The organism is Paenirhizobium selenitireducens ATCC BAA-1503 (assembly GCF_000518785.1).
Classification (GTDB): domain Bacteria; phylum Pseudomonadota; class Alphaproteobacteria; order Rhizobiales; family Rhizobiaceae; genus Allorhizobium; species Allorhizobium selenitireducens.
Genome location: NZ_JAEG01000007.1, coordinates 135,055 through 154,071 on the forward strand (window position 1 = coordinate 135,055; position 19,017 = coordinate 154,071).

General features: G+C 63.6%; 13 protein-coding genes. 8 read left to right on the forward strand and 5 right to left on the reverse strand.

Translation table 11 applies throughout. The features are described from left to right. Positions 1 to 142: 142 nt before the first annotated feature. The 4 genes from L867_RS0110395 to L867_RS0110410 all read left to right on the forward strand — a co-directional run bounded on the left by L867_RS0110395 (position 143) and on the right by L867_RS0110410 (position 4,175). Complete coding sequence (locus L867_RS0110395; RefSeq protein ID WP_028736822.1) at positions 143 to 2,725, forward strand: glycine--tRNA ligase subunit beta; 2,583 nt, start codon at positions 143 to 145, stop codon at positions 2,723 to 2,725. Positions 2,726 to 3,123: 398 nt separating this feature from the next. Then, positions 3,124 to 3,375 carry a type II toxin-antitoxin system ParD family antitoxin gene (locus tag L867_RS0110400; protein ID WP_028736823.1) on the forward strand — a complete coding sequence of 84 codons (252 nt, stop codon included), beginning with the start codon at positions 3,124 to 3,126 and terminating at the stop codon, positions 3,373 to 3,375. Next, positions 3,368 to 3,667, forward strand: a complete 300-nt coding sequence (locus L867_RS0110405; protein ID WP_028736824.1) for a type II toxin-antitoxin system RelE/ParE family toxin — start codon at positions 3,368 to 3,370, stop codon at positions 3,665 to 3,667. Before L867_RS0110400 ends, L867_RS0110405 begins: the two co-directional genes overlap by 8 nt. Position 3,668: 1 nt before the next feature. Beyond that, the gene (locus tag L867_RS0110410; protein ID WP_028736825.1) at positions 3,669 to 4,175 is read left to right on the forward strand and encodes a DUF523 domain-containing protein; all 507 of its coding nucleotides are present in this window, start codon (positions 3,669 to 3,671) and stop codon (positions 4,173 to 4,175) included. Positions 4,176 to 4,249: 74 nt separating this feature from the next. On the opposite strand, the gene L867_RS0110415 is transcribed toward L867_RS0110410, so the two are convergent. The 4 genes from L867_RS0110415 to purD form a co-directional block, all read right to left on the reverse strand. Further along, positions 4,250 to 6,085, reverse strand: coding sequence for a methyl-accepting chemotaxis protein (locus tag L867_RS0110415; RefSeq protein ID WP_028736826.1), 1,836 nt, complete (start codon positions 6,083 to 6,085; stop codon positions 4,250 to 4,252). Between the two features lie 254 nt (positions 6,086 to 6,339). Continuing rightward, a complete protein-coding gene (locus L867_RS0110420) occupies positions 6,340 to 8,178 on the reverse strand; it encodes a methyl-accepting chemotaxis protein (protein WP_028736827.1) in 1,839 nt (612 codons plus the stop codon). Positions 8,179 to 8,623: 445 nt separating this feature from the next. Next, a complete protein-coding gene (locus tag L867_RS0110425) occupies positions 8,624 to 9,100 on the reverse strand; it encodes a plant virulence effector HPE1-like domain-containing protein (RefSeq protein ID WP_028736828.1) in 477 nt (158 codons plus the stop codon). A gap of 124 nt (positions 9,101 to 9,224) precedes the next feature. Further along, entirely contained in the window at positions 9,225 to 10,490 is a 1,266-nt protein-coding gene (purD, locus tag L867_RS0110430) for a phosphoribosylamine--glycine ligase (protein WP_028736829.1), read from the reverse strand. A gap of 166 nt (positions 10,491 to 10,656) precedes the next feature. Here purD and L867_RS0110435 point away from each other — a divergent pair, with 166 nt between their 5' ends. The 3 genes from L867_RS0110435 to ubiA all read left to right on the forward strand — a co-directional run bounded on the left by L867_RS0110435 (position 10,657) and on the right by ubiA (position 15,414). Next, complete coding sequence (locus tag L867_RS0110435) at positions 10,657 to 12,975, forward strand: Tex family protein (protein WP_028736830.1); 2,319 nt, start codon at positions 10,657 to 10,659, stop codon at positions 12,973 to 12,975. A gap of 148 nt (positions 12,976 to 13,123) precedes the next feature. Further along, the gene (locus tag L867_RS0110440; protein WP_028736831.1) at positions 13,124 to 14,380 is read left to right on the forward strand and encodes an SAM-dependent methyltransferase; all 1,257 of its coding nucleotides are present in this window, start codon (positions 13,124 to 13,126) and stop codon (positions 14,378 to 14,380) included. Between the two features lie 80 nt (positions 14,381 to 14,460). After that, positions 14,461 to 15,414: a 4-hydroxybenzoate octaprenyltransferase gene (ubiA, locus tag L867_RS0110445; protein ID WP_028736832.1), complete on the forward strand. Its 954-nt coding sequence runs from the start codon at positions 14,461 to 14,463 to the stop codon at positions 15,412 to 15,414. 105 nt (positions 15,415 to 15,519) lie between these two features. On the opposite strand, the gene L867_RS0110450 is transcribed toward ubiA, so the two are convergent. Then, positions 15,520 to 16,086 (reverse strand): DUF6101 family protein, encoded by a 567-nt coding sequence (locus L867_RS0110450; RefSeq protein WP_028736833.1) that lies wholly within the window; start codon positions 16,084 to 16,086, stop codon positions 15,520 to 15,522. A gap of 271 nt (positions 16,087 to 16,357) precedes the next feature. Here L867_RS0110450 and L867_RS0110455 point away from each other — a divergent pair, with 271 nt between their 5' ends. Then, positions 16,358 to 18,976 (forward strand): DUF1217 domain-containing protein, encoded by a 2,619-nt coding sequence (locus tag L867_RS0110455; RefSeq protein ID WP_028736834.1) that lies wholly within the window; start codon positions 16,358 to 16,360, stop codon positions 18,974 to 18,976. Positions 18,977 to 19,017 lie beyond the last annotated feature (41 nt).

Here is a 19,017-nt window from a genome sequence, read left to right on the forward strand (position 1 = left end):
TTCCCTGTTCTCTCCGCCCACATGCCAAATTCACGATTGTACGGACCGGGCAAATTTTGCTAGCAGGGGCTAGCTTTTTGTCACCCCACCCCGGACCTGCGGTCCGACCCTCCCCCTCAAGGGGAGGGTGAGGAAAGAGAACATGCCCGATCTTCTGCTCGAACTCCGCTCCGAAGAGATTCCCGCCCGCATGCAGCGCAAGGCGGCCGGCGATCTGAAGAAGCTCGTCACCGACGCGCTGGTCGAGGCCGGCCTCCACTACGAGGGTGCGCGGGAATACTGGACGCCGCGGCGCCTGACGCTGGACATCCGCGGCCTCTCGGCCCGGTCGGCCGATATCCGCGAAGAGAAGAAGGGCCCGAGCGTCAGCGCGCCTCAAGCGGCGATCGACGGCTTCCTGCGCGGCGCGGGGCTTTCCTCGATCGACCAGGCGATCATCAAGACCGATCCGAAGAAGGGCGATTTTTACGTCGCCTTTCTCGACAAGCCGGGCCGCGCGGCCCAGGACATCGTCGCCGACGTCATGCCCGGCATCATCCGCACCTTCCCCTGGCCAAAGCCGATGCGCTCGGGCGCTGCCTCCATGCCCAAGGGCATGACCTATGCCGGCGTCGAGGGCAGGGGGCCAGAAGTGCTGCGCTGGGTCCGCCCGCTGCAGTCGATCGTCTGCACCTTTGGCACCGATCACGACGAAACCGTCGTCATCCCCTTCGAGATCGACGGCATCGTCGCCGGCAATGTCACCTACGGCCACCGTTTCCACGCGCCCGACGCCATCACCGTGCGTCGTTTCGACGACTATGTCGCGAGCCTGGAAAAGGCCAAGGTCATCCTCGATGCCGAGCGCCGCAAGCAGATCATCGCCCAGGACGCCGCCAATCTCGCCTTCGCCAACGGTCTCGATCTTGTCGAGGACGAAGGCCTGCTGGAGGAAGTCTCCGGCCTCGTCGAATATCCGCACGTCCTGCTCGGCACCTTCGAACAGGATTACCTGGCGATCCCGGCCGAAATCATCCGGCTGACCATCAAGACCAACCAGAAGTGCTTCGTCACCCGCCCGCATGGCTCCCACCTCCCCCTTGAGGGGGGAGGTCGCGCGGAACGCGCGGGTGGGGGTGCCCCTTCGGCGCCTGCGGCTCACCCCACCCCGGCCCTTCGGTCCGACCCTCCCCCTCAAGGGGAGGGTGTGCTGTCCAACCATTTCGTTCTCGTCTCCAACATCGAGGCGAAGGATGGCGGTCGCGAGATCATGCACGGCAACGGCAAGGTCGTGCGCGCCCGCCTGTCGGATGCCAAGCATTTCTGGACCCGCGACCAGGGCGACCTGCCGGATCTCGAGACGCTGAAGGCCTCGGCCGAAAGGTTCGGCCTCGACCTGAAAAAGCCGCTCGACCAGCGCATGGCCAAGCTCGACGCGCTGAACGTCACCTTCCACGCCAAGCTCGGGACGCAAGGCGAGCGTGTCGCCCGCATCCGTGCTTTGGCGAAGGAGTTGGCGCCGATCGTCGGCGCCGACGCAGCGCTCGTTGACCGCGCCGCGGTTCTGGCCAAGGCGGATCTCCGCACCGAAGCCGTCGGCGAGTTCCCCGAGCTTCAGGGCCTGATGGGCCGCCGCTATGCGCTCCTGCAGGGCGAAGACGCCGCCGTCGCCGCGGCCATCGAGGATCACTGGAAGCCGAACGGCCCCTCCGACCGCCTGCCGCAAGACAAGGTCGGCCTCACCGTGGCGCTGGCCGACAAGCTGGATACGCTGGTGGGCTTCTGGGCGATCGACGAAAAGCCGACCGGCTCGAAGGACCCCTACGCTCTGCGTCGTGCGGCGCTGGGTGTGGTGCGGATGATTCTTGAGAAGGGGATTCGACTAAATCTTGCAACGATCTTCGTTCGCATGATTGGTCGGCAGCTAGCGGAAAATTATCTACGGGGTCTAGCCGTGCCTTTAGCTATGGCTACCCGGTTGGAGACAGAGGGCTTCCTGCCAATTGGTACGGCAGAAGCTGAAATTGAACGGCATGTGAGCAGCGAAAGAGCTGAGGCGCTGGCCGACCTTACGTTTAGGTATGCGCATGATACTGCTGCCGACCTCCTCTCCTTCTTCCACGACCGCCTGAAAGTCTACCTGCGCGACCAGGGCGCCCGCCATGACATCATCGACGCCGTGCTCGCCGCCCCCTCATCCGGTCCTGCGGACCACCTTCTCCCCGCTGGGGAGAAGAGGGAGCGGGCCGAAACGGCGGCGGTCTCCTCTCCCCAGCGGGGAGAGGGTGGCGCGGTAGCGCCGGGTGAGGGGGGAGCCCCGAGCGCCGACGACCTGCTGATGGTCGCCCGCCGCGCCGAGGCGCTGACCGCCTTCATCACCTCGGAGGATGGCATCAACCTGCTCGCCGGCACCAAGCGCGCCACCCAGCTGCTGGCCGCGGAAGAAAAGAAGGGCACTGTCGTCGCCGACGGCGTGTCGGAAGCGCTGTTGACGCTCGATGCGGAGAAGGCGCTGTTTGCCGCGATCAAGACCGCCAGCGCCGAAGCAGCCGACGCTGTGGCGAAGGAAGACTTCCGCTCGGCCATGCAGGCGCTGTCGAAGCTGCGCGCCCCGGTCGACACCTTCTTCGATGACGTTCTGGTCAACGACGACGACGCCGCGATCCGCGCCAACCGTCTCGCCCTGCTGAAAGCCATCCGCGAAGCCACCGGCACCGTCGCCGACTTCTCGAAGATCACGGGGTGAGGCGCGGTCCCGCGCAAGCGGGATCAATCGATCCAGCGAATCGATTGAAGCGCCGAACGCCCTGAGCCCAAAGCGAAGGGCCGGGCAGGGCGGGTCCCGCGCAAGCGGGATCAATCGATCCAGCGGCCCGATTGAAGCGCCGAACGCCCTGAGCCCAAAGCGAAGGGCCGGGCAGGGCGCGGTCCCGCGCAAGCCCGGACGCTGACGCAGGGGCCGTGAGCGCCGATCCTCGACCCCGTAGGCCGGTCATCCTCGGCCTTGAGCCGAGGATCCAGTCTCTACGCCACCACCCGTCCGGCCGAGGCACGGCGGTGGCATGGAACAGCGACGACCTTTTGTCTCGTTCGAGACGCTGTGATAATCTGCAGATCTCAGCTTCCCCGTCCCAGGAGCAATCCATGAACAAGCCAGTTCACGTCACGATCGGCGAGCCCTTCGACAGTTTTATCGACAGCCAGGTGGAGAGCGGCCGTTTCAGTTCGGCCGAGGCCGTTGTCGAGGCCGGATTGCGGCTGCTCGAAGAGGAGCAGGCGAAGATCGAGAGATTGCGCGAGGCGTTGATCGAGAGCGAAAATTGCGGGCCGGCGCGCGATTTTGATCGTGACGCTTTCATGGAGTCCATGCGCGAAGCCTGGCGATCTCGTGGTTAAGGTCCGGTTTCGGCAGACCGCGGAACGGGACCTTCGCGAAATCGGGCTGTACACCGCAGAGCATTGGTCCCCGGCGCAGGCGGAAATCTATCTCGGCCAGTTGCTGGACGTCATCGAGCAGATCTCCGTGCATCCGTCTTCCGGCCACGATGTCGGGTGGTTGCGCCCCGGTTACCGGCGCCGTCGGGCCGGGTCGCATTTGATCTTCTACGTCCTGACTGGCGATGGTGTCATCGAGATAGCGCGCGTGCTGCATGAGAGAGCGGACGCCGCGCGACAGTTGGACGATTAGCATGCCCCCAAAGATCATCATCAGCGCCTGCCTGCTCGGCCGTCCGGTCCGTTACGACGGCAAGGGCAAGCCGCTACATCATCCCGCCATCACCCGCTGGCAGGCCGACGGCCGGATCGTCGGTTACTGTCCCGAACAGGCCGGTGGCCTGCCCACGCCGCGCCCGCCGGCGGAGATCGAGGGTGGCATGGGCGGCGAGGATGTCATCGAGGGCCGGGCGCGGGTGGTGGAGAGCACCGGGCGCGATGTGTCGGCCGCTTTCGTCGAGGGTGGCCGCAAGGCGGTCGAATTCGCCCGCGCCAATGGCTGCGCCTTTGCCCTTCTGATCGACGGCAGCCCGTCCTGCGGCTCCGGCTTCATCTATGACGGCAGCTTTTCCGGTATCCGCCATCCGGGTCTTGGCGTGACGGCGGCGCTGATGCGCCGGGCCGGCATTGCGGTCTATTCCGATCGCGAGATCGACGCGCTTGTGGCGCGCCTGGACGGCGAGTCGGAAGTCGCGTCCTGAAACCGTACCCGCAAATGACGAAAGCCGCCGGAGTGTTCCCCGGCGGCTCGTGTTGAAGGGTGGTACCGTCCGGCTCAGCCAGCCATGCGCATCGGTTGGGCCACGCCGCCGGGCTGGCCCGAACGGGCGCCGTTGGACACCTTGAAGCCGCGGATCAGTTCCAAGAGGTCGCCGGTGTCGTTGGCCAGAACTTCGGCCGAGGCCGTCGTCTCTTCGGCCATGGCGGCATTCTGCTGCGTGGCGGTGTCGAGCAGGTTGACGGCGCTGGAGATGCTCCGGAGCGTGGTGTCCTGCTCCTGGGCGCTATGGGCGATCTTCGACACGACGTCATTGGCACGCTCGATCTGCCCGGAGATCCGCTTCAGCGCCTCGCCGGTCTGTGCGACCAATTGAACGCCCTGGCTGACCTGCTCGGAGGAGCGGGAAATCTGCGTCTTGATTTCCTTGGCCGCATTGGCAGAACGCTGGGCCAGTTCGCGCACTTCCTGGGCGACGACGGCAAAGCCCTTGCCGCTTTCGCCGGCGCGTGCCGCCTCGACGCCGGCGTTCAGCGCCAGCAGGTTGGTCTGGAAGGCGATCTCGTCGATCACGCCGATGATCTTGGTGATTTCGGCCGACGAGTTCTCGATGCCGCTCATTGCCGCAATGGCGTGGCCGACGATCACATCGCTCTGGCGCGCTTCGTCGCTCACCGACTTGACCTGGCCGGCCGCCTCGCGCGCACCGTCCGCGGTCTGGCGAACGGCGACCGTCAGCTCGTCGAGCGCCGCCGACGTTTCTTCCAGGTTCGCGGCCTGGCGCTCGGTGCGCTGGGCGAGTTCGCCGGAAGCGCGACGGATTTCTTCCTTGCTCACCGCGATGTCGTTGCCCTTGAGATTAACACGACCCATGGCCTCTTCCAGCCGCCCCAGCGCTTCGTTGAAATTGTCGCGCAGTCCGGCATATTTCGGTCCGAGATCGGCACAGCGGACCGTCAGGTCGCCATGGGCCAGCTGTTCCAGCGAGGCGCCGATGGTGGAGACGACGCGCGCCTGCTGGGCTGCCTCGGCCTGCTGCATCTCGGCATTCTGCCGGCGCTCGGCGCCGATGGCGGCCTCCTGCAGGGCCTGGCGCTCGGCCATGGCATGGCGTTCGCGGATCTTCTCCTGCAGCGATTGCGTGGCCTTGGCCATCATGCCCACTTCGTTGCGCATGTCGGTATGCGGAATGGCAATGCTGACATTTTCGTCCGCCACGGCTTCAAGGGCTCCGTGGATGGCCTTGAGCGGTTGCGTGATGCCGCGGATGATGAACCAGGCGACCCCCAGGCCGACGGCAAAGATCACCAGGCCGACCGACAGTACGCCGATCACATTCGCCATGATGGTGGCGTTGAGGTCGTCAAGATAGGCACCTGTTCCGACCGTCATAGCCCAAGGCTCGAAGGCTAGAGCATAGGCAGCCTTCGGAAAGAGCTGGTCTTCCGCAAGGCCCGGCTTCGGCCACTCATATTCGGTCCAGCCACCGCCGGCCCGGGCCTTCTTGATGATCTCGACGAGAAACAGGTTGCCCGCCTTGTCCGCGACCTTGGCGAAGTTCTTGCCGACGCCTTTCTTCTCCGGATAGATGACCCGGTTGGCGTCATAGTCATAGCCAAAATAATAGCCGTCCGGCACGAAGCGCATGTCGTTGATGACATCATAGGCGGCGGTCTGGGCCTGCTCGCGGGTCATCTCGCCCTTGGTTTCGAGCGCGTGGAAGCGGGCCAGCACCGAGATCGCGGTCTCGGTCTGGGTGCGCAACATGTCGTAGCGCTCCTTGTAGATGGCCGAGGCCGAAGCCCTGATCTGGAACGTGGTGGCGATGGCGAAGGCTGCCAGAAGCAGGCCTATGAGCACCATCAACTGTGCGGAAATCCTGAGGTTCTTCATCGATTTGTCCATGACTGGATAAAGGGCTTGGCCGGCTCGGAACGGCGCGCGGCCACGCTGACGGAAAAGTGGCGCTTCATGCCCAGGCTATTGCTGCATCGCAATTTGGAGTTTGATAATCCTATGAAAACCCATAAGAAAATACTAAAATTGAATATATTGATGCGAAATTTTCGAGTTGATTGGGCCGAATAAATGAGAAAAGCCGCCGGAGTTTCCTCCGGCGGCTTTTCAGTTTTGGGGGACGTGAAGCCTTAGCTGGCGCGACGCATCTGCTGGGCCATGCCGCCGAGCGAGGAGGCGGACTGCGATGCGCCGGAGACGCGGAAGCTGCGGATCAGGTTCAGCAGTTCTTCGGTGTCGCTGGCCAGCGCCTCGGCCGAAGCCGTGGTTTCCTCGGCCATGGCGGCATTGTGCTGGGTCGCGGCGTCGAGCTGGTTCATCGAGGACGAGATCGAGCGCAGCGTGGTGTCCTGTTCGGAAGCCGAGTGGGCGATCTTGGTGACGATGTCGCTCGCCGCCTTGATCTGGTCGGAGATGCGCTTCAGCGCCTCGCCGGCCTCGCCGACCAGCTGTACGCCGTTCTGCACCTGCGAGGACGACTTGGAGATCTGTTCCTTGATCTCCTTGGCGGCTGCGGCAGAACGCTGGGCCAGTTCGCGCACTTCCTGGGCGACGACGGCAAAACCCTTGCCGCTTTCGCCGGCACGTGCTGCCTCGACACCGGCGTTCAGCGCCAGCAGGTTGGTCTGGAAGGCGATCTCGTCGATCACGCCGATGATCTTGGTGATCTCGGCCGAAGACTGCTCGATGCCGCTCATGGCGCCGATCGCCTGGGCGACGACAGCGTCGGAACGCGAGGCTTCGGTGCTGACCGAGGTGACGCGCTTGGCGGCTTCATGGGCGCCTTCCGCCGTCTGGCGGACCGCGACCGTCAGTTCGTCGAGAGCCGCCGAGGTTTCTTCCAGGTTTGCAGCCTGGCGCTCGGTGCGCTGCGACAGTTCGTTGGAGGCGCGGCGGATCTCTTCCTTCGAACCGGAGATATCGACGCCCTTGGCATTGACCTTGGCCATGGCGGCCTCGAGATGGGACAGGGCATCGTTGAAGTTGTCGCGCAGCGTGGCATATTTTGGGCCAAGTTCGCCGCAACGCACGGTCAGGTCGCCCCGGGCCAGTTCTTCGAGCGCCGCACCGATGGTGGAGACGACGCGGGCCTGCTGGGCGGCTTCGGCCTGCTGCATCTCGGCATTCTGGTTGCGCTCGGAATCCAGCTCGCGGGACTGTTCTTCCTGGCGGCGTGCCATGGCATGGCGCTCGCGCACCTTTTCCTGCAGCGCCTTGGTGGCCTTGGCCATCATGCCCACTTCGTTGCCCATGTCGGTGTGCGGGATGGCGATCGACACGTTCTCTTCGGCCACGGCCTCAAGCGCGTCGTGGATGGCGGTGAGCGGCTTGGTGATGCCGTTGATGATGAAGTAGGCAGCGATCAGGCCAAGCGCGACGACGGCGCCGCCGATCATCACGGCCTTCCAGATCATCGCATTGATCTTGAGCTGCAGGTCGTCGATGTAGACGCCGGTGCCGACCATGATCTTCCAGGGTTCATAGGACTGGCTGTAGGCCGCCTTGAGGAATACGTCACCACCCGGATTGGTGGGCTTTTCCCAATAGTATTCGGTGACGCCGCCACCCTTGCGTGCCTTTTCGATCATCTCTTCGCGGAAGAGATTGCCCATCTTGTCGGGCTGGCCCTTCTGCGTGAGGCCGACCTGCTTCTGCACGGGGTGGAAGATCATGGTGACGTCATAGTCGAGACCGAACAGGTAGCCGTTCGGTTCATACTTGATCGAGGTCAGCGTCTTGAAGGCCTGTGCCTTGGCCTCCTCCTGGCTCATCTCGCCCGCCTTCACCCGTTCATCATAGCCCTTGATGATGGCGATGCCGGATTCCACCTGCGTGCGCAGCATGTCGTAGCGCTCGGCATAGATGGAGTCGGATGCGGTCTTGATCTGGAAGTAAGTGGCTACGCCGAACGCGACCATCAGGGCGCCGATCAGCAGAAAGAGTTGGTGGGAGATTCTCAGATTTTTCATAGGTCCTCGCTCAATCGAATGATCCGGTCGGTGTCCTACCGATCCTGCGAGGTTGGTGTGCGCTCGCGAGCGTATGCATCATGCTGCTACCGGGTTATATCGTCACATTCCGATAAAATTCGTAAAATTTGATTTATGGTCCGGCGACTATAAATAAACCCCAACAATTTATAGTAAAATAGTATCAAATGATACGAATTGAATCATCGGCAGGAACAAGTTCGTTCCGAATGAAACATCAGGTTGCATTCGTCTGGTGAAGGCAATCGCGATACTGCGGTTTGAAGCCGCTTTACGTGGCGTTCTCGCCGGATTTTTAGACCGAAAGCTTGGCCCGCAAACGAAACGCCCCGGCAGGGCCGAGGCGTTTGTCCCGCTTTACAGCGGAAAGCCCGCGCAGCCCGGATCGTATGGCTGGGTTGGGGCAGGGAAGTGGCGTGCGTCCTCAGTTGAGGCGCAGATCGTAGGTCGTCACGTCGAGGGGCTTGGGTCCGGCGGGGCCGACCAACATCGCCTTCACCGGCGCGCCAGCCGCACCGCCGGAGACGGCGGCCGTGGTCGCGTTGACGTCGATGCCGTCGTCCGGGCCAATGGCTGCTGCGGCGATCACGCTGCCGTCGGTGCTCCAGCCCTCGGCCTTGCTGATGAAGACGACCGGCGAGCCGCCGAGCCAGGATTCCGTGCGCCGCAGCTTGGCCTCGCCGTCCATCTCGACGATCTCGGCGGCCTGGGTTCCGGGCGCGATCTGCGGCACCTTGTAGGCCTTCTTGTCCTCGACCGCCTTGAGAGGCGGGCAGGTCGTGCAGTTGACGACGAGGATGCTGGCGCCCTTGGCGGGCGCGGGGCCGACGATTTCGATCGACGAGGCAAGAGCCGGACCGGTGACGGCCAGGAATGCTGCAGTGAGAAAAAGGTGGCGCATCGCGAACTCTCCGAATTGCTTACACGCAGAGTTTTACCCGCGGAGTCTTGCGATCCGGTCAGATCGATCGGTCAAATTTTACCGATCTCGGCCTTTTTTGTCGGTTTTCGGAACGATTTCGCCGTCAATCGCGGCCGATGGCGCGCCAGCCGATGTCCCGGCGGCAAAAGCCGTTGTCCCATTCGACCTGTTCGACCAACTGATAGGCGGTCGCCTGGGCTTCCGCAACGTTCGAGCCGAGCGCAGTGGCGTTGAGCACGCGCCCGCCGGTCGCGACCAGCTGATGGTCCTTCAGCGCCGTGCCGGCATGGAAGACCTTGGCCTTGTCCGTCGCGTCCGGCAGCGAGCGGATCGGCGTGTTCTTCTCGTAAGCGCCGGGATAGCCCTTCGAGGCAAGCACCACGGTCAGCGCCGTCTCATTGCGCCATTCTGCCGAAACCCGGTCCAGCGTACCGGTCGCGGTCGCATGCAGCAGCGCCAGCAGATCGCTTCCCAGCCGCATCATCAGCACCTGGCATTCCGGATCGCCGAAGCGGACATTGTATTCGATCAGTTCCGGACCCTTCTGCGTGATCATCAGCCCGGCGAAGAACACGCCGGAAAAGGGCGTGCCCATGTCCGCCATGCCGCGCATGGTCGGCTCGATGATCTCCTTCATCGTCCTTTCGACCAGTTCCGGCGTCATCACCGGGGCCGGCGAATATGCGCCCATGCCGCCGGTGTTCGGCCCCGTGTCGCCGTCGCCGACGCGCTTGTGGTCCTGGGCGGTCGCGAGCGGCAGAAGCGTCTTGCCATCGCACAGGCAGAAGAAGCTTGCCTCCTCGCCGTCGAGAAAGGCCTCGACCACGACCTCGGCGCCGGCTTCGCCAAACGCGCCCTCGAAGCAGTCGTCAATGGCGGCAAAGGCTTCATCCAGCGTCATGGCCACGGTCACGCCCTTGCCGGCGGCAAGTCCGTCGGCCTTGATGACGATCGGCGCACCCTGGGCCCGCACATAGGCCTTGGCCTTCGGCGCATTGTTGAAGCGCTGATAGGCACCGGTCGGGATGTTGTAACGGGCGCAGAGGTCCTTGGTGAAGCCCTTGGATCCCTCGAGCTGGGCGGCGGCCGCCGACGGGCCGAACACAGCAAAACCCTCGGCGCGCAGCCGGTCGGCGAGGCCGGCGACGAGCGGCGCTTCCGGCCCGACGACGACGAATTCGATGTCGTGGCCGCGGCAGAAGGCGAGGATCGCCTCGTCGTCGTCGCCGCTGATCGGAACGAGTTCGGCATGATCGGCGATGCCCGGATTGCCCGGCGCGGCGTAGAGCGTCGTCAGCCAGGGCGATTGGGCGATTTTCCAGGCCAGTGCGTGCTCGCGTCCGCCCGAACCGATCAACAGAACCTTCATAGCCCGACCTCCGAATGCCTTGGGGTTAGCTGCGCGGTTAAGGGCAGGGGCCGGAAAGGTCAAGAAAAAACCCGGAACCTCTGCATTCCTGTGGAGCGGTGGCGCGATTTCTTGCCTTCGGCGCAGCCGCCGCTATGGTCGCCGCTCGCAAATCTGGAGAATACCCATGGCCGACGACATCAAATCCATCGCCGCGATCATCGCCTCCGAGGTCAATGCCCGCCATGAGCAGGTGATCGCCGCCGTGGAACTGCTGGACGGCGGTGCGACCGTGCCCTTCATCGCCCGTTACCGCAAGGAAGTGACCGGCGGCCTCGACGATACGCAGTTGCGCAATCTGGCCGAAAGGCTGACCTATCTGCGCGAGCTCGGCGCCCGCCGCAAGGCGATCGTGGAATCGATCACCTCGCAGGGCAAGATGACCGACGAACTGATGGGCAAGATCTTCAAGGTCGCCACCAAGGCCGAGCTCGAAGACATCTACCTGCCGTTCAAGCCGAAGCGCCGGACCCGCGCCGAGATCGCCCGCGAGAAGGGACTTCAGCCGCTCGCCGATGCGATCTGGGCCGATCGGACCGCCGATCCGGCCAGGCTCGCCGAGGCCTACATCACCGCTGAGGTGCCGGACGTGAAGGCAGCGCTCGAGGGCGCCCGCGACATCGTCGCCGAGGCCATCTCGGAAAACGCCGACCTGATCGGTCGGCTGCGCAACGACATGAAGGACCGCGCCATCCTCTATTCCAAGGTGGTCGACGGCAAGGAGCAGGCCGGCGAGAAGTTCGCCGACTATTTTGCCCATTCCGAACGCTGGGCAACCGTACCCGGCCACCGGGCGCTGGCCATGCTGCGTGGCTGGAACGAGGAAATGCTGACGCTGTCGATCGAGGTCGACAAGGACGATCCGTCGCCGGTCAAGCCGGCCCAGCGCACCATCGCGCTCGCATACGAAATCTCCGGCAAGGGACCTGCCGATCAGTGGCTGATGGAAGTCGCCGGCTGGACCTGGCGTGTGAAGCTCTCCGTCTCGCTGTCGCTCGACCTGATGCGCGACCTGCGCGAACGGGCCGAAGAGGAGGCGATCCACGTCTTCGCCCGCAACCTGAAGGACCTGTTGCTGGCCGCCCCCGCCGGCTCGCGCCCGACCATGGGGCTCGATCCGGGCATCCGCACCGGCGTCAAGGTCGCTATCGTCGACGGCACCGGCAAGGTGCTGGAGACCACCACCGTCTATCCCTTCCCGCCGAAGAACGACATTCGCGGCACCCAGGCCGAGCTTGCCTCGCTGATCCGCAAGCACAATGTCGAGCTGATCTCCATCGGCAACGGCACCGGCAGCCGCGAGACCGAACGACTGGTCGCCGACATGCTGGCCCAGTTCCCGGCCACCGCGCCGAAGCCGACCAAGGTCATCGTCTCGGAAGCCGGCGCCTCGGTCTATTCGGCCTCGGAGACGGCCGCTAAGGAATTTCCCGGCCTCGACGTGTCGCTGCGCGGCGCCGTCTCCATCGCCCGCCGCCTGCAGGATCCGCTGGCTGAACTCGTCAAGATCGAGCCGAAGTCGATCGGTGTCGGCCAGTACCAGCACGACGTCGATCAGGGCCGACTCGGCCGTTCGCTCGATGCCGTGGTCGAAGACGCGGTGAACGCCGTCGGCGTCGATCTCAACACGGCTTCCGTGCCGCTTCTGGCCCGCGTCTCCGGCCTCGGCAGCTCGATCGCCGAAGCCATCGTCACCCATCGCGACGAGACCGGTCCCTTCCAGAGCCGCAAGGATCTCCTCAAGGTTCCGCGGCTTGGCGCCCGCACCTTCGAACAGTGCGCCGGTTTCCTGCGCATCCCGAACGGCAAGGAACCGCTCGACGCCTCCTCGGTTCACCCGGAAGCCTATGGCGTGGCGAAGAAGATCGTCGCCGCCTGCGGCCGCGACCTGCGGACCCTGATGGGCGATAGCGCGACCCTGAAAGGCCTCGATCCGAAGAAATTCATCGACGAGCAGTTCGGCCTGCCGACCGTCAAGGACATCATCGCCGAGCTGGAAAAGCCCGGCCGCGACCCGCGCCCGAGCTTCAAGACCGCCACCTTCGCCGACGGTATCGATGAAATTACCGACCTGAAGCCCGGCATGATGCTCGAAGGAACGGTGACCAACGTCGCCGCCTTCGGCGCCTTCGTCGATATCGGCGTGCATCAGGACGGCCTCGTGCACGTCTCCCAGCTCGCCGACCGCTTCGTCAAGGATCCGCATGAAGTGGTGAAGGCCGGCGACGTGGTGAAGGTCCGCGTGGTCGAGGTCGACGTCAAGCGCAAGCGCATCGCGCTCACCATGCGCAAGGACGGCGGCGAGGCCCCCCAGCCGTCGATGCGCGATGCACGTGGCTCGGCGGGTGCCATGCGCCACGCCAATGCCAAGCCCCCGGCCAAGCCGGAAACCCCGGCGATGGGTGGCTTGGGCGCTGCATTGGCCGAGGCGATGCGCAAGAAATAAGGTCGCCGGGGAGCGGCCGCTTGGTCTCTCCCCGGGCCCATGCCTCAACAAATATGAAGCTTCTATAACAAACTGGCGCTTGTCTCCGGTCAAGAACGCGTTAGATTTTGCCGCATTCGTGGAAGCTAGTCGTATTTCGGGGGTATGCATGACCTCTTCACTACGCAGTCTGCTCAACAGGATAGTCCGCAAAGGCTCACTCCAGATCACCGGCGCGGATGGTCGAAGCGAGGTTTTCGGCGATGGCAGTGGTGAGATGATCACCCTGCGGTTTACCGATGCGGAAGCCGAGCAGCAGCTCCATGCCGACCCCCAGCTCAAGCTCGCCGAGCTCTACATGGACGGCCGCATGGTGGTCGAGGCCGGCGACATCTACCAGCTGCTGGCGCTGATCAAGTCGAACACGCTGTCCGAGGACCTGACCTTCGGCATGATCTGGCGCGGGCTTGCCCGCTATGCGGCATCCGAGCTGCGCAAGCTTCTGCCGATCAACCGCAATCGCCAGAACGTCGCCCATCACTACGACCTGTCGGCCAAGCTCTTCGATCTCTTTCTCGACGCCGACTGGCAATATTCCTGCGGCTGTTTCTGTCCCGAACGCATCTCGCTCGACGAGGCCCAGGTCGCCAAGAAGCGCCACATCGCCGCCAAGCTGCTGCTGGAAGAGGGGCAGCGGGTTCTGGAAATAGGCTCCGGCTGGGGCGGGATGGCGATGTACCTGGCGGAGTCCTCGAGGGTGACGGTCGACGGCATCACGCTTTCGACCGAACAGTTGCGGGTCTCGCGGGGGCGCGTCGACAAGCGTCGGCTCACCGACCGCGTCCGCTTCGAACTGCAGGACTATCGCACCATGAAGGCGGCGCCCTATGACCGGATCGTCTCGGTCGGCATGTTCGAACATGTCGGTCGCGGCAACTACGCCGCCTTCTTCCGCAAGGCCGCCGAAATGCTGAAGGACGACGGCGTGATGGTGCTGCATTCGATCGGTCAGCCCTATCCCTCGCGCTTCAACAATCCCTTCATCGAACGTTATATCTTCCCCGGCGGCTACATTCCCTCGCTCGCCGAGGTTCTTCCGGCGGTCGAAAAGGCCGGCCTTCTGGTGCGCGACATCGAGATCCTGCCACATCACTACGCCCGGACGCTGCGCCTGTGGCGCGAACGTTTTCTTGCCCGGCGGACAGAGGCGGCGGCGCTTTATGACGAGCGGTTCGTGCGCATGTGGGAGTTCTATCTCGCCGGCTCGGAAATGGCCTTCACCCACGAGAACTTCTTCATCTTCCAGATGCAGCTGTCGAAGAGCAACTTCGCCGTGCCCGACAACCGCGACTACATCGCCGAGCGGGAGAGGGCGCTCGCCGCCTTCGATACCAACCGGCCGCCGCTGGAAAAGGTGATATTCTGAATGCCGCCGGCTGGCCTTTGCAGGGTGCCGGGCCAATCCCCCGGTTCCCTTGATCGCGACTTTGTTCTATCAATCCGCCCATGAACACCGCCGCCGATCAGAACGGGCGCGTTGCCGACGCGCCATCCGACAACTGGGTCTACCGGGTCCTGCCGCCCGCCGCCTGGCCCTATGCGCAACTGGCCCGCTGGGACCGGCCGATCGGCTGGCAATTGCTGATGTGGCCGTGCTTCTGGTCGTCGGCGCTGGCGGCCAATGTGCTGGCCGAGAGGGGGCAGCTGAGCGTCCTGCTGTTCCTCTTCCATCTCTTCTTGTTCTTCGCCGGTTCGGTCGCCATGCGCGGTGCCGGCTGCACCTATAACGATCTCGTCGATGAGGAGATCGACATGGCCGTGGCGCGCACCCGTTCGCGGCCGCTGCCGTCCGGCCGTGTGACGCGGCGCGACGCCAAGCTTTTCCTCGTGGCGCAGGCGCTGGTCGGCCTGGTGGTTCTGCTCTGCCTCAACCGCTTTGCCGTGGTTCTCGGCATTACCTCGCTGCTGATCGTCGCCATCTACCCGTTTGCCAAGCGCTTCACCGACTGGCCGCAGTTCTTCCTCGGGCTTGCCTTTTCCTGGGGTGCGCTGATGGGCTGGGCGGCGCTGGCCGGCTGGCTGTCGCCCGCCAGCCTGTTCCTTTATGGGGCGGCGATCGCCTGGACGATCGGTTACGACACGATCTACGCCCACCAGGACAAGGAGGACGACGCCCTTGTCGGCGTGCGTTCCACCGCGCGCCTGTTCGGCGATGACACGCGCCGCTGGCTGGTCGGCCTCTACGGCCTGACGCTCTTCCTGCTGTTCGTCGCCTTTGCGCTGGCCGGCGTCGGCGTCCTTGCCTATGTCGGCCTGGCGATCGCCGCCGGCATGTTCGCCTATCAGATCCGCGTGCTCGACATCGACGATCCGGCCCAGTGCCTGGCGCTGTTCAAGTTCAACAACAAGGTCGGCGCGATCCTGTTCCTCGGCCTGCTGGCGGCTGTGCCCTTCGCCTGATCCATTCTGTGCCGATGTGGAACACGCAAACGGCCCGGATTTGCATCCGGGCCGTTTCTCGATCAGCTGAAATTAACGGGTCGGGTCGGCCCGTGCCGCCCGCCCTCAATTGCGGGCGATGATTTCCTTGCCGGAGATCTTCATCGTCACGCCGAGCTTGCCGGTCGTGCGGCGCACCAGGAAGCGCGGACGGCGCTCGGCGAAATAGGAGTGGCGGCGGCGCGGCTGGGTTTCGCGGGCACGGACGTCGCCGAGATGTTCTTCGAGCGGGCGGGCGACGCCGTCTGCCTCGACCATCAGCATGGGAATGCGGAAGGCATCCGACCAGCCGCGCCAGTCGGCGGCGATGTCGCACAGGTCATGGGCGACCAGAAGCGGGATGCAGAGCTCCGGATCCTCGTGATGCAGTTCGAGCGTAACGGTCACTTCGCCGTCTCCATGGTCGATCGCCCGTGCAGCCACGCCTTTGAAGGCACGCGCCGGCAAGGCGAATGAAAGAGGCAGGCCGCTCGAGGCCAGGATCTTGCGCAGCACGGCACCACGTTCGTCGATGGTTATCGTCACATCGCCGGAAGCACCCCGGGCTGCGTAGGTGACCTGCTGCGGAAACCGAGTCGGATCCAGCCGCAACGTTGCGCCTGCCCATGCGGGCTTCATAACCGTGTTCGTCATCTTCATGCTACCCTTGTTTTACCCGAGAGCGCTTCATGCGTTCATCTGACTGGGACTTTTCGTCCTCTATGGCGTGAAGGTAGCGTCTCCCCATGAGAGACAGCTTAAAAATCGCGGTTAAAAAAACTTTGCCGGCTCAAATGGTTAGCGTTTTCGAATGGGGCACGGTTTCGAAAGCGTGAACAGGCCGGGCCCGTGTCAGGCCGGGACAAGCCTCGTTCGCCAGTATCTGCGAAATTTGTAATGCTTCGTTCGCAAGAGAGCCGATCCCATGGTTTCGACCTATCTGAGCTACGACCTCGTCGTGCGCGATATCAAATCCAGCCTCAACCGTACCGCCAGCGACGCGCAGGTCGCGCGCGAATCGGCCTATTACGAAGAGAATATCGGCAAGGTGACGTCGGTCGACGAGTTCCTCGACGACTACCGGCTCTACTCCTTCGCCATGAAGGCGCACGGCCTGGAAGACATGACCTATGCCAAGGCCTTCATGCGCAAGGTCCTGGAAAGCGACCTGACCGACGATAACAGCTATGCCAACAAGCTGACCGACGACCGCTACCGCAATTTCGCCGCCGCCTTTTCGTTTTCGTCGTCGACCAAGATCCCGCAGACCGAGGCGCAGACGGACGAGGTGATCGGGCTCTACAACGCGACCATCGTCAACAGGGACGAGCAGCTCGCCGAAGATACCCGCTACTACGAGATCATGGTCGATCGTGCGACCAATGTGGATGTCTTCCTGCACGACGAACGGCTGCGGGACTACGTGCTGACGGCCTACGGCATCGACCGGAAGAACTACAATTACGACATGGTCCGCGGCGCGATGTCGAGCAATGTCAGCGATCCGGCCAGCTACTACAATACGGTCATTCTTCCCCAGGCGAACGGTGCTTCCACCCAGATCACCAACAACAACACCATCCTGACCGCAGTCAACGGTCGGGTGACGGCCATGACGCTGGCCGCGACCATGCAGAGTGTCATCGACCAGCAGCCAGTGATCCAGGGGCAGATCGACAATCTCGAACTGCAGAAGCTCGAACCGGCCGCCGACATCCCGGCGCTCGATGCGCAGATCGCCACGCTGCAGGCGCAGATCCAGGCGATGTACACCGCCGTCGGCGTCACGGACGTCAGCGAGGTGCCGCCGCTTCTTTCAGCCCAGCAGACCATCATCGACAACTACAACGCCATCCTGCCGCCGATCGGCACGGAGACGACGGCGCTGGTCAACAAGCTCAAGGCAGACAACAAGCGGCTGCAGAGCGTCGTCTCGGGTTTTTCCGCCTATGAACAGCTGGCCAATGCCTTCGGCTTTGCCAGCGACGGAACCGTGGCCGCCGGCTCGGCGCAAACCGCCGAGAACAAGAAGGCTACGACCAATCTCTATGTCTTCGGCCAGGATCGGCTCACCCGAACCGGCGCCATGCTGAACGACGAATACTACAAGTCTAAGATCGGCGGCATGGCAACGGTCGACGACCTTCTGGCCGACAGCCGGCTGGTATCCTACATCAGGACCGCTTTCGGGCTGACCAGCGCCGCCATCGTCTCCTCCACGCTGAAATTCGTCATCACCAGCGATCCGGACGATCCGGCGAGCTATCTCAACCAGCAGTACAAGACGAACAAGAATTACGACAATTTCGTCGCGCTGGCCCGGGCGACCAACTACCAGGCGGACGGCACGCTTGCCGCCGGTGATCCGCCGCAGACCCCGCAGCAGCTGTTGCAGACCTCGAGCCGCTACTTCTCGGGTTATGACGATACCTTCGAGGAAGCCGACGACCGGGCGATCAAGGCTTACAAGAACGCGCTGGCCGGATTCAACACCGACAGCGGCAGCATTCGCACCGTCGACGAACTGGTGAATACCAATGCCGTCTACACCTTTGCCATGCAGGCCGTCGGCCTCGATCCCGACGAAATCTCCAAGCGGACGATGAAAAAGGTGCTGATGAGCGACCTCGACGATCCGAAGAGCTTTGCCAATTCGCTGAAGGACGATCGCTACGTCAAGTTCTCCCGCCTGTTCAACTTCGATGAGAAGGGCGAGCTGAGCTGGCCTGCGATGGCCCAGGACGAAGGTACGATCAAGAAATACGCCAAGAACTACATCGTCCAGAAGACCCGCTTCGCCGACGAGGATCAGAAGGAAAAGCTCAAGAAGGATGCCGAAACCGAGGCCGAGTATTACCAGGACAAGATTTCCAGCCTGAAGACGCTCGACGAATTCCTCGGCGACAAGCGGCTCGTCGACGTGGCGCTCGTCGCCAAGGGGATCGCACCCGAGAACGTGACCGCCGATTTCATGAAGAAGGTCTTCGCCTCCGATCTCGGCGATCCGAAGAGCTTCGTTCACGAACAGCCGGACAGCCGCTTCGCCGAGCTTCTGGCCTCGTTCAATTTCAACGAAAACGGCAAGGTCGCCAGCACCCCCAACGATGGCATCCAGACGCCGGGGGAAGTGCGCGAGGAGCTCAACCTGTTCCTCCGCCAGACCCTCGAGACGGAGGAGGGCAACAACAATGCCGGCGTCCGGCTCGCGCTCTATTTCGAGCGCATGGCCGGGTCGATCACCTCGGCCTACGACATTCTCGGCGATACGGCGCTGCTCGAATTCTTCCGCACCACCTACAGCCTGCCGGCCGAACTCTCCAGCATGGACATCGACCAGCAGGCACGTATCGTCGAGAAGAACCTGAAACTTGCCGATCTGGCCGATACGGAGAAGCTCTCCAAGCTGGTCCGGCGCTTCACGATTATGTACGACCTGGAAAACGGCGGCGGCTCGTCTCCCTCCCTGTCGATCCTGACGGGCGGCGGCAATGTCGGCATCAATGCCGACCTGCTGATGTCGATTTCGCAGCTGCGCGCGGGTTGACGGCCGCCATTGCGGCCTCCCTGACGTCTGTTGGATACAGC

Coding starts and splice junctions, on each gene's coding strand:
- L867_RS0110450 (WP_028736833.1), bottom strand. CDS start 16,086: ATGACGAACACGGTTATGAAGCCCGCATGGGCAGGCGCAACGTTGCGG.
- ubiA (WP_028736832.1), top strand. CDS start 14,461: ATGAACACCGCCGCCGATCAGAACGGGCGCGTTGCCGACGCGCCATCC.
- L867_RS0110440 (WP_028736831.1), top strand. CDS start 13,124: ATGACCTCTTCACTACGCAGTCTGCTCAACAGGATAGTCCGCAAAGGC.
- L867_RS0110415 (WP_028736826.1), bottom strand. CDS start 6,085: ATGAAGAACCTCAGGATTTCCGCACAGTTGATGGTGCTCATAGGCCTG.
- L867_RS0110435 (WP_028736830.1), top strand. CDS start 10,657: ATGGCCGACGACATCAAATCCATCGCCGCGATCATCGCCTCCGAGGTC.
- L867_RS0110425 (WP_028736828.1), bottom strand. CDS start 9,100: ATGCGCCACCTTTTTCTCACTGCAGCATTCCTGGCCGTCACCGGTCCG.
- L867_RS0110410 (WP_028736825.1), top strand. CDS start 3,669: ATGCCCCCAAAGATCATCATCAGCGCCTGCCTGCTCGGCCGTCCGGTC.
- L867_RS0110455 (WP_028736834.1), top strand. CDS start 16,358: ATGGTTTCGACCTATCTGAGCTACGACCTCGTCGTGCGCGATATCAAA.
- L867_RS0110395 (WP_028736822.1), top strand. CDS start 143: ATGCCCGATCTTCTGCTCGAACTCCGCTCCGAAGAGATTCCCGCCCGC.
- L867_RS0110420 (WP_028736827.1), bottom strand. CDS start 8,178: ATGAAAAATCTGAGAATCTCCCACCAACTCTTTCTGCTGATCGGCGCC.
- L867_RS0110400 (WP_028736823.1), top strand. CDS start 3,124: ATGAACAAGCCAGTTCACGTCACGATCGGCGAGCCCTTCGACAGTTTT.
- purD (WP_028736829.1), bottom strand. CDS start 10,490: ATGAAGGTTCTGTTGATCGGTTCGGGCGGACGCGAGCACGCACTGGCC.